General features: G+C 65.9%; 7 protein-coding genes. All 7 read right to left on the bottom strand.

All coding sequences use genetic code 11. The features are described from left to right. Nucleotides 1-73: 73 nt before the first annotated feature. The 7 genes from AC07SU_RS29350 to lexA all read right to left on the bottom strand — a co-directional run bounded on the left by AC07SU_RS29350 (nt 74) and on the right by lexA (nt 10334). On the bottom strand, nt 74-2593 hold the full coding sequence (locus AC07SU_RS29350; protein ID WP_494999066.1) for an excinuclease ABC subunit UvrA: 2520 nt from the start codon (nt 2591-2593) through the stop codon (nt 74-76). Further along, entirely contained in the window at nt 2590-4302 is a 1713-nt protein-coding gene (locus tag AC07SU_RS29345) for an ATP-binding protein (protein WP_494999065.1), read from the bottom strand. Before AC07SU_RS29345 ends, AC07SU_RS29350 begins: the two co-directional genes overlap by 4 nt. A gap of 109 nt (nt 4303-4411) precedes the next feature. Continuing rightward, nucleotides 4412-7483, bottom strand: a complete 3072-nt coding sequence (locus tag AC07SU_RS29340) for an error-prone DNA polymerase (protein ID WP_494999064.1) — start codon at nt 7481-7483, stop codon at nt 4412-4414. Continuing rightward, entirely contained in the window at nt 7480-7686 is a 207-nt protein-coding gene (locus AC07SU_RS29335) for a hypothetical protein (RefSeq protein WP_494999063.1), read from the bottom strand. The genes AC07SU_RS29340 and AC07SU_RS29335 overlap by 4 nt, the downstream gene beginning before the upstream one ends. Beyond that, nucleotides 7683-9095 carry a Y-family DNA polymerase gene (locus AC07SU_RS29330; protein WP_494999062.1) on the bottom strand — a complete coding sequence of 471 codons (1413 nt, stop codon included), beginning with the start codon at nt 9093-9095 and terminating at the stop codon, nt 7683-7685. The genes AC07SU_RS29335 and AC07SU_RS29330 overlap by 4 nt, the downstream gene beginning before the upstream one ends. Nucleotides 9096-9102: 7 nt before the next feature. Beyond that, the gene (imuA, locus tag AC07SU_RS29325) at nt 9103-9717 is read right to left on the bottom strand and encodes a translesion DNA synthesis-associated protein ImuA (RefSeq protein WP_494999061.1); all 615 of its coding nucleotides are present in this window, start codon (nt 9715-9717) and stop codon (nt 9103-9105) included. Beyond that, entirely contained in the window at nt 9717-10334 is a 618-nt protein-coding gene (gene lexA, locus AC07SU_RS29320; RefSeq protein ID WP_494999060.1) for a transcriptional repressor LexA, read from the bottom strand. The genes imuA and lexA overlap by 1 nt, the downstream gene beginning before the upstream one ends. Nucleotides 10335-10599 lie beyond the last annotated feature (265 nt).

Genomic DNA, 10599 nt, shown 5'->3' with positions numbered 1-10599 from the left:
GCTTGCCGGCGATGGAGCCCTTGAGGACGCCATCGCCGGCAAGCCGGCTCCTACAGTTGATCGTCAGTGTCGGTTAGGTCAGCTCTCGCGCCAGGAAAGGGGCGGTGCGGCTGGTCTTGCTCTTGGCGACTGTTTGCGGTGTGCCGCACGCCACCACTTTGCCGCCCAAATCCCCGGCCCCCGGCCCGATGTCGATCAACCAATCACTTTGGGCCACCACGCGCATTTCATGCTCCACCACGACCACCGTATGCCCCGCGTCCACCAGGTGATTCAACTGGCTGAGCAAGCGGTCCACGTCCCGTGGGTGCAAGCCGGTGGTCGGTTCGTCCAGCACATACAAGGTGGCGCCCCGCGCATTGCGTTGCAGCTCGGTCGCCAGCTTGATGCGCTGCGCCTCGCCGCCCGACAGCTCGGTGGCCGGCTGCCCCAGGCGCAGGTAACCCAGCCCGATGTCCCGCAGCACCTGCAATGAACGCAACACCCCCGGCTGTTCGGCAAACACCTCCACCGCCTGCTCCACCGTCAGCCCCAGCACCTGGGCGATGCTCAGGCCCTGCCATTTGATCGCCAGCGTTTCGGGGTTGTAGCGCGCCCCATGGCAGGTAGGGCATGGCGCATACACGCTGGGCATGAACAGCAATTCCACGCTGACAAACCCTTCACCCTCGCAGTGGGGGCAACGGCCCTTGGCGACGTTGAACGAGAACTGCCCCGCGTCGTAATGCTGCTTTTTGGCCGCCGGTGTCGCGGCGAACAATTTGCGCACGTTGTCGAACAGCCCGGTGTAGGTCGCCAGGTTGGAGCGCGGCGTGCGGCCGATGGGCTTCTGGTCCACCTGCACCAGGCGGCGGATGTCCTCCAGGCCGCTGCTGATATGCCCACCGCTGGCCTGTGGGGCGTCGTCTTCCAGGCTCGGTTCTTCGTCGCTTTCCACCACGCGGCCGAGGCCGGCGCCCACCAGTTCCAGCAGCGCCTGGCTGACCAGGCTGGACTTGCCCGAACCGGAGATACCGGTGACCGCCGTGAAGCAGCCCAACGGGAAGTCGACGTTCAAGCCCTTGAGGTTATTGCGGGTCACGCCTTCGAGCTTCAACCAGCCACGCGGCTCACGTCGCGACTGTGTCGACGGCTGGCGCTCGGCAAACAGGTAGTCGCGGGTTTGCGATGCTTCGATGTGCGCCAACCCCGCAGGCGGGCCGCTGTACAGCACCTGCCCGCCATGCTCACCGGCGGCCGGGCCCACATCGATCAGCCAGTCGGCGCGGCGCATGGTTTCCAGGTCATGCTCCACCACGAACAACGAATTGCCGGCCGCCTTCAACCGATCCAGCGCGGTGAACAACGCCTCGCCATCCGCTGGGTGCAGGCCCGCCGACGGCTCGTCCAACACATAAATCACGCCAAACAATTGCGAACCCAACTGCGTGGCCAGGCGCAAGCGCTGCAACTCGCCGGACGACAAGGTCGGCGTGCTGCGCTCCAGGGACAAATAGCCCAGCCCCAGCTCGGTCAAGGTGCTGACCCGCTCCAACAGATCCTGGGCGATACGCTGGGCTGCCAGGCGTTTCTCCACCGACAGCTTCATGCGGTCCTGCCCCGCCGCCACTGGCCGCAGCAACTCGGCCAACTGCGTCAACGACAATTGTGACAGCTCACCAATATCCACCCCGGCAAACTTCACCGACAGCGCCGCCTGGGTCAGGCGCTTGCCCTGGCATAACGGGCAGGCACTGCCCTGCATGAACTGCGACACGCGCTTTTTCATCAGCGCACTCTGGGTGTGGGTGAAGGTGTGCAGGATGTAGCGCCGCGCGCCGCTGAAGGTGCCCTGGTAGCTCGGCTCCAGCTTGCGTTTCAACGCGTCGCGGGTCTGCGCCGGGGTGAAGCCTGCGTACACCGGCACCGTAGGGGTTTCTTCGGTGAACAGGATCCAGTCGCGCTGCTTTTTCGGCAGGTCGCGCCACGGGATGTCGACGTCATAGCCCAGGGTTACCAGGATGTCGCGCAGGTTCTGGCCCTGCCATGCCAACGGCCAGGACGCCACGGCGCGCTGGCGAATGGTCAGCGAAGGGTCGGGCACCATCAGCGCTTCGGTCACTTCGTACACCCGGCCCAGGCCGTGGCATTGCGGGCAGGCGCCCTGGGGCAGGTTCGGCGAAAAGTCCTCGGCATACAGCATCGCCTGCCCCGGCGGGTAGCTGCCGGCACGGGAATACAGCATGCGGATCAGGCTCGACAAGGTGGTGACGCTGCCCACCGATGAGCGTGCACTCGGCGTACCGCGCTGTTGTTGCAGGGCCACCGCAGGTGGCAGGCCTTCGATGGAGTCGACATCCGGCACGCCGACCTGGTCGATCAGCCGCCGCGCATAGGGTGCTACCGACTCGAAGTAGCGCCGTTGTGCCTCGGCATACACGGTGGAAAACGCCAGGGACGACTTGCCCGACCCCGACACCCCGGTAAACACCACCAGGGCATCCCGGGGAATGTCCACATCGACGTTGCGCAAGTTGTGTTCACGGGCGCCGCGTACGCGGACAAAACCGGTGGGGTGGGCGGTTATCGGCGGGAGGGTACGCTGTGACGTCATGGGCAACCTTGTCTTGCGGTGAGCACGCTGCGCACCCGTTGCGTCAGGGCTTCGGGGCTGTAGGGCTTGCTCAGCAGGTGAATGTCGGGGCTCAGCAGGTGATTGCTGGAGAGAATGTCACGGGTGTGGCCCGAGGTGAACAGCACGGCCACCGGTGGCTGCTGCGTCCGGGCCCAATCGGCCAGGTCAGTGCTTTTGACGCGGCCAGGCATGACCACGTCGGTGAAAATCAGGTCCGGGCGCACGCCGCCTAGCAATGCCTGCATGGCGCGGTCGCCGTCTTCGGCGGTGAGCACGGTGTAGCCCGACTGCTCCAGCAACTCGACCACCGTCAGGCGCACGCCTTCATTGTCCTCCACCACCAGGACGGTCTCCTGGCCGCCGCTGTGGAGCGCCAGTTCACTGTGCATGTCGAGGCTTTCCGGCTCCAGGCTGTGGGGGAAATACATCTGCACCACCGAGCCCTTGCCCTCCTCGCTCCACATCTCCACATGCCCGCCGCTCTGGCGCACAAAGCCGAACACCATGCTCAGGCCCAGGCCGGTGCCCTGGCCCTCGCGCTTGGTGGTGAAGAAGGGTTCGAAGGCGCGCTTGAGCACCGTCTGCGACATGCCCACACCGGTGTCGGTGACCGCCAGGCGCACATACTCGCCGGGCTTGATGCTTTTGCCCACGCAATCGACGGGGTTGAGGATAATGTTTTCGCCAGTGATGCGAATCACGCCCTCGCCTTTCATGGCGTCCCGGGCGTTGATCGCCAGGTTGAGCAGCGCATTTTCCAACTGGTTGCGGTCGACATTGATGCACCAGGAATCCTGGGGCAATTGCACATCGATATGGATGGTTTCCCCCAGCGCCCGCTGCAACAGCTCGCCCAGGCCGGCGTAAATGCGTTGCGGGTTGTACACCGCCGGCGACAACGGTTGGCGACGAGCAAAGGCCAGCAACTGCGACGACAACTTGGCCCCGCGCTCCACCGCCGCAATGGCCGCGCTGACGCGGCGTTGCACCTGGGCGTTGTCCGGTTCGTGCCGGGCCAGCAGGTGCAGGTTGCCGGCGATCACCTGCAACAGGTTATTGAAGTCATGGGCCACGCCACCGGTGAGGCCGCCAATGGCTTCGAGCTTCTGCGACTGGCGCAACTGGTCTTCGGCCGCCGAACGGGCCTGCACTTCGGCGGCCACGCGTTGCTCCAGGTTATGGGTGAGTTCCTGGCGCAAGCGCTCGGAATGCACGTGCTCGGTGGTCTCCACCACAATCGCCAGCACCCCGGCTGGCTGCTGGTCGTTACCAGCGACCGGGCTGTAGTAGAGGTCCAGCCACACCTCTTCCGGCTTGCCGTTGCGCAGCAGCACCAAGTCCTTGTTGTTGAACGACAAGGTGCCGCCGGCCAGGCAGGTGTCGACCACATGCCGATTGAAGTCGGCCACTTCCGGCCAGCCCAGTTCCACCGGCGTGCCCAGCAAATAGGGGTGGCGGCCGCCGGCGAACGTCGAGTAGCTGTCGTTGTAGATCATGTACCCCGCTCGCCCCCACAACATCACCATCGGCACGGGTGACGCCAGCATCATCTGTACGGTGCAGGCCAGGCTGGTGGACCAGCTGTCGATCGGGCCAAGGTCGGTGGCCGACCAATCGAACGCGCGGATCCGCTGGGCCATTTCACCGGCCCAGCCTTCACAGCCGTGGGGGTTGGATAAAAATTGCATCGGTTGGCTCTGTGCGAAAAGAAAACATCGGCAAGGTTTTGAGCACACCAGCGGTAGATCGTTTCAACGCGTATACGTTAGGGGGTAATTACAGCAGAAACCACTGGCCTCAGTGAAAATCCCGACTGCGCACATGAATGCCTTCCAGCAGGGGCGACAAGTCGGTGAGGCGCCCGGCGATCAGGTGCCGCACTTCACCCACCGCCTCCCAGCGCCCGTCCACCTTCAGCAGCCGCGAGCCCACCAACGCCTGTCGTTGACGCTCGGCCAGGTCGCGCCAGACCACCACGTTGAGGTTGCCGAACTCGTCTTCCAGGGTGACAAACGTCACGCCGCTGGCGGTGCCCGGGCGCTGACGGCCGGTCACCAGCCCCGCCACGCTCACATTGCGCCCATGCTCCACCGCGAGCAACTCGTGGGAGCTGCGGCAGCGCCGCTTGCGCAACTCGGCGCGCAGCAAGGCCAGCGGGTGTGGGCCCAGGGTGGTGCCGACGGTGGCGTAGTCGGCCTGCAAGTCCTCGCCCACCGTGGGCGCCGGCAGCTCGACCACCGCCTCATCGGGGCTGGGCACCCCGGCAAACAGCCCCAACTGCTTTTGCACCCCGGCCACTTCCCAGCGCGCCTTGTGGCGGTTGCCAGCCAAGGCACGCAAGGCGCCCGAATCGGCCAGCAGTGCCTGGGTGCGCGCATCCAGCCCGGCACGGGCGTCCAGGTCGGCAATATCGCTGAAAGCCCGGTGCTGGCGGGCCGTTTCGATACGGCGTCCATCTTCTTCACGAAACCCCGCGATCATGCGCAGCCCCATGCGAATCGCCGGCTGCTCGCCCTCGATGGGTTCCAGGCTGCAATCCCAGTCGCTGGCCTGCACGTCCACCGGGCGGATCTGCAAACGATGGCGCCGCGCGTCCTGCAGGATCTGGTCCGGGCTGTAGAAGCCCATGGGCCAGCTGTTGATCAGCGCACAGGCGAACGCGGCGGGTTCATGACATTTGAGCCAGCAACTGGCGTAGGTCAGCAAGGCAAAGCTGGCCGCGTGGGACTCGGGAAAACCATAGCTGCCAAAACCCTTGATCTGCTCGAAGATCTGCGCAGCAAATGCCTCGCTGTAACCGTTTTTCAGCATGCCGGTGCGCAGGCGTTCCTGATGCGGCTCCAGGCCGCCGTGGCGTTTCCAGGCGGCCATGGAGCGGCGTAACTGGTCGGCTTCACCGGGGCCATAATCGGCCGCGACCATGGCGATCTGCATCACCTGCTCCTGAAACAGCGGAATGCCCAGGGTGCGTTTAAGCACGGCCTCCAGTTGAGGCGATGGGTAGGTCTCCGGCTCTTCCTTGTTCCGCCTGCGCAGGTACGGGTGCACCATGCCGCCCTGGATCGGCCCCGGCCGCACGATCGCCACTTCGATCACCAGGTCATAGAAGGTCTGCGGCTTGAGCCGGGGCAACATCGACATCTGCGCCCGCGACTCAATCTGGAACACGCCGATGGTGTCGGCCTTGCTGATCATGGCGTAGGTGGCAGGGTCTTCCTTGGGGATCGTCGCCAGGGCCAGGTCACGGTTGCGGTGGCGGCGCAGCAGGTCGAAGCAACGGCGGATCGCGCTGAGCATGCCCAGGGCGAGGATATCCACCTTGAGCAGGCCGACGGCGTCGAGGTCATCCTTGTCCCACTGGATGATGGTGCGCTCGGCCATGGCGGCGTTTTCCACCGGCACCAGGGTGTCCAGGGGGTATTCGGAAATCACGAAGCCGCCCGGGTGCTGGGACAGGTGCCGGGGAAAGCCGATCAGTTGCTGGGTGAGCGTGAGCACGCGGCGCAGGATCGGGCTCTCGGGATCGAAGCCGCCTTCACGCAGGCGCGCCAGCGGCGGCGCATCGTCGCTCCAGCGCCCGCAGCAGTCGGCCAAGGCGTTGATCTGGTCGGGCGGCAGGCCCAGGGCCTTGGCCACATCCCGCACCGCGCCGGCCGCGTGGTAGCAACTGACCACGGCGGTCAGCGCTGCGCGGGTGCGGCCGTAGCGCTGGAAGACGTACTGCAGCACCTCTTCACGACGGTCATGTTCGAAGTCGACATCGATATCCGGGGGTTCGTTGCGCTCCCGAGACAGGAAGCGCTCGAACAGCATGCTCGTCAAGCCGGGGTGGATCTCGGTGATGCCCAGGGCAAAACACACCGCCGAGTTGGCCGCCGAGCCCCGGCCCTGGCACAGGATCGAGCGGCTGCGGGCAAAGCGCACGATGTCGTGCACGGTGAGGAAGTAACTCTCGTAACCCAGCTCGCTGATCAGCTCCAGTTCATCGTTGATCTGCTTCAGGGTCTTGGCCTCGACACCTTTGGGCCAGCGTGCGGCGATGCCCTCTTCGGTCACGGCGCGCAGCCAGGACTTGGCGTCATGGCCGGCAGGCACCAGTTCACGCGGGTAGTGGTAGCGCAACTGGCTCAGGTCGAAGCTGCAACGGCGGGCGATGGCCAGGGTTTCGTCGAGCAGGCTTTGCGGGTAGAGCGCGGCCAGGGCGTCGAGGCTGCGCAAATGCCGCTCGCCGTTGGGGTGCAGGCGCGTGCCCACTTCGGCCACCGGCACGTGATGACGGATGGCGGTCATGGTGTCTTGCAGGGCCCGGCGACCGCGCGCATGCATGTGCACATCACCACAGGCCACCGCGGGAATGTGCAGGCTGGCCGCCAATTGCAGGCGTTGCTCAAGGTGCCTCGCATCGTCCTGGCCACAGTGCAGGTGCACCGCCAGCCACAGGCGCTCGGCGAAGGTGCGGCGCAGCCACTGGATCGACGTCTGGGTGTCGCTGTCTTCGGCCACCCACAGCGCCAGCAGGCCGGGCAACGGCTGTTCGAAGTCCTCAAGCAGCAGGCGGTAGCTGCCCTTTTCGGCGCGGCGTCGGGCCAGGGTGATCAAGCGGCACAGGTGCTGGTAGCCGGTCAGGTCTTGCACCAGCAGCACCAGTTTCGGGCCGTTCTCGATGCGCACTTCACTGCCGATGATCAACGGTAGCTCCACCGCTTTCGCCGCCTGCCAGGCCCGGACGATGCCCGACAGCGTGCACTCATCGGTGATCGCCAGCGCGCTGTAGCCCTGGCGCTTGGCGCGCTCGAACAGCTCCAGCGCACTGGAGGCGCCGCGTTGGAAGCTGAAGTTGGACAGGCAATGCAGTTCGGCGTAATTCATGGGCGGTGTGCCTGGATGAATGCGGCGTGCTCGAGTTTTTCGCCGGCAAGCCGGCTCTTGTAGGAGCTGGCTTGCCGGCGATGGTCGCCAACGATAACGCGGGGTGCCTGGATGAATGCGGCGTGCTCGGGGTTTTCGCCGGCAAGCCGGCTCCTACAGGGAGCGGTTTCAACGGTGATTGCGATGATGTGTGGGGGGGTCATGCAAACCAGCCTTGCAGCCACAGCCCGTCGTTTTGGCCTACGGTGCGGAAGGCCCAGCCTTGCTGGCCGGCGCGGGTCTGGATCAGGTAATAGTCGCGGCGGATGTCGGCGCCATCCCACCAGCCGGATTCAATGCGCTCCGGGCCCATGAGGATTTGCACCCCGTGCTCGGCCAGCAGCGTAGGTTCGTTCAACAGCCAGCCGGGGCGTTGCAGCTTGTTCAAGCCTTGGCAGGCGCGGGAGTCGGTCGCTGCTTGCCAGGCGCACTCGGGGCGGTGGTCGGCGTGAAAGCGCAGGCCCTGCACCGCCTCATCCCCCAGGCGTGCGCGCAGGCGTTCGCGCAATTGCTCCCAGGGCAAGGTCTGTTGCGGGCGGTCGTCGAACAGGTCCTGGCGTTGCGGGACGAAGACCGGCAGGTCCTGGGCCACCAGGCGAAAGCCGCGCACCGGCGAGGTGACGTGCACCTGCTCCAGGCGGCCCCGGGCCAGTTCGAACAGCATCGCCGGTTCGCGCTCGGCGCTGAGCAGGCCCACCTTGATCACGCTGTCGGGCGCCTGGGCATGCTCCAGGTGCAAGTCAAAACGCTGCACGCCACTGTCGCGGCCACACAGGAAGGCCGACAGGTCAGCGGTCAAACGGCGCAACGGAAACAGCAGGGCCTGGTGGGATTGCACGTCGAAATTCAGCTCAATGCGCACATCGAAAAGGTCCGGTGGCTGATAGAACGCCAGCGCCAACGGCCGCTGCCCGGCCAGGGCGTCGAGGTGCTTGAGCAAGCCCGCGTCGAACCGCCGCGCCAGGGTGTGCCGGGGCAACGCCTGCACCTGGGCCAGGGTGCGCAGGCCCATGCGTGACAACGCGGTGGCGGCCTGTGAGTCAAGGCCGGCACGGTCGATGGGCAGCGGTGCCAGGGCTTGCATCAAGGTGTCGTCCTGAACTGCCAGGCCATCGTAGAGATTCGCCAACACCCGGGCCGCCGCGGGGTTGGGCGCGACCACGATGCGATGGCGAAACCCCAGCTCGTTCAATTCCTTGCGCAACCGCGCCTCAAACGCCGGCCAGGGCCCGAACAGCCCCAGGCTCGATTCGATCTCGAACAGCAGCGCCCGAGGGTAATACACGCTGACCTGGGAGCTGAACCGATAGGCCCAGGCCGCCAAAAACTGCTGCCAGCGCTCGATTTCGGCGGGGTCGTATTCGGCGCAGGCAAAGGTCTTGGCCAGGGCATGGGCGGCCGTCAGGGATTGACCGGGGCGCAGGCCCAGGGCGCGGGCAGCGTCATTGACAGTTTGCAGCACGCGCCGCTGCGGCGTACCGGCCAGCAAGGCCAAGGGCTGGTCCGGCTCGGGGTGCACACGCTGCACCCCGTCCAGCGCCAATTGCGGGAAGACAATACACACCCAGCGCATGGCAACCTCAGTGCCCCGCCAGTGCAATCGGCGCCGGGTGGGCCAGGCCGCCCCGGCACTTGAGCACCCGTACCTGCGCGGGCCTGGCCTCCACCGCCAGGCGCAACGCAGCAGGCGATGCATTGATCGCCTCGCTCAAGGCACGCCAGGCAAATGCCAGGGTCTGCCCGGTTTCCGCCGCCACCTGCAAGCGCCGTAACGCCCGGTCATCGGCCTTGCGCGGCCAGCACAACACCGCGCCGCAACTGCCGGAACGCAGGCACTGTTCCACGGCCCACAGGGCATCGCGTTCCTCGGCCTGAATCACCGAGAGTTGGCGCAGGTCCACCCCGGCGTTCTGCCAGGCATGGGGGTACGGCGTATAGGGCGGCGCCACCAGCACAATGCGCTCCCCCGCTAGCGATAAACGCGCCAGGGTCGGCAGCACCAGTTGCAACTCGCCCACGCCCTCCTTCGCCATGAGGATTTCGCTCAGCGCCGACTCCGGCCAGCCGCCCGTGGGCAGCACCGCATCCAGCGCCGCCAGCCCCGTGGGGTGCACGCTGGCGGGAGGCGCGGCGGGCCGGCCCTTCCAGACTCGCCCGCCATTGAACAGCGAGTCCAGGGCAACCACAGCGCCCATCAGCCTTGCCTCACCAGGCCGCAGAACACCCCTTCGATGGCCAGGTCCTGGTCAGGCCCGACCACGATGGGTTGGTACGCGGGGTTGCGGGGCAGCAGGCGCACCTGTTCGCCGTGGCGTTCGAAACGCTTGATGGTGACTTCGCCATCCAGGCGTGCGACCACGATCTGCCCGTTCAAGGCTTCGGCGCTGCGGCGGACACCGACGAGGTCACCGTCGAGGATGCCGTCTTCGATCATCGAATCGCCCTGGACGCGCAGCAGGTAGTCGGGGGTTTTCGCGAAGGTGGCGGGGTCCAGTTGCAGGCGGTTGTGTACCTCGGCGTCGGCGCCGATGGGCAGGCCGGCGGCGACGCGGCCGAGGACGGGGATGTCCAGCCATTCGGGGCGTGTGGGTTGGTTGAGCAGGCGGATGCCACGGGCCTGGTTGGGGTTGACCTCAATGAAGCCGGCTTCGGTCAGGGCCACCACGTGTTTGCGTGCGACGCTGCGGGAGGCGAAGCCGAACGCCTCGGCGATCTCGGCGAGGCTGGGGGGTTGGCCTTGTTGCGCGATGCGGTCGCGGATGAAGGTCAGGATGGCGGTGCGGCGGGGGGTCAGGGTTGTCATGGAGTACATTTGTACTCCTGTGGGAATTTTCTGACAATAGCCATCAGTCGGGGGGGGGTTTTTGGGGATCGTGGGGATTGAGTACATATCCGTTGTTTGGGTAACGGCTGCTTATGGTTCCGCCCTTACGGCGGCTCACTTTCGAAGAGCGCGAAAGTAAGCAAAGCGCTCTTGCCCCAACACTCGGCACCTCGCCCAGGCTCGGTGTGCCCGTAATCCGACAGTGATTTGGGGGGCCGCCGCCACGCGCCATCCATGGCGCGGGGCGGCTAAA

The organism is Pseudomonas sp. GW821-FHT05H12 (genome assembly GCF_059419385.1).
This window is presented reverse-complemented; position numbering and strand designations above follow the sequence as displayed.

Bases quoted from the DNA above. Each gene is read 5' to 3' on its own strand.
- imuA (WP_494999061.1), bottom strand. From the start codon at position 9,717: ATGGGCGCTGTGGTTGCCCTGGACTCGCTGTTCAATGGCGGGCGAGTC.
- lexA (WP_494999060.1), bottom strand. From the start codon at position 10,334: ATGTACTCCATGACAACCCTGACCCCCCGCCGCACCGCCATCCTGACC.
- AC07SU_RS29350 (WP_494999066.1), bottom strand. From the start codon at position 2,593: ATGACGTCACAGCGTACCCTCCCGCCGATAACCGCCCACCCCACCGGT.
- AC07SU_RS29330 (WP_494999062.1), bottom strand. From the start codon at position 9,095: ATGCGCTGGGTGTGTATTGTCTTCCCGCAATTGGCGCTGGACGGGGTG.
- AC07SU_RS29345 (WP_494999065.1), bottom strand. From the start codon at position 4,302: ATGCAATTTTTATCCAACCCCCACGGCTGTGAAGGCTGGGCCGGTGAA.
- AC07SU_RS29340 (WP_494999064.1), bottom strand. From the start codon at position 7,483: ATGAATTACGCCGAACTGCATTGCCTGTCCAACTTCAGCTTCCAACGC.
- AC07SU_RS29335 (WP_494999063.1), bottom strand. From the start codon at position 7,686: ATGACCCCCCCACACATCATCGCAATCACCGTTGAAACCGCTCCCTGT.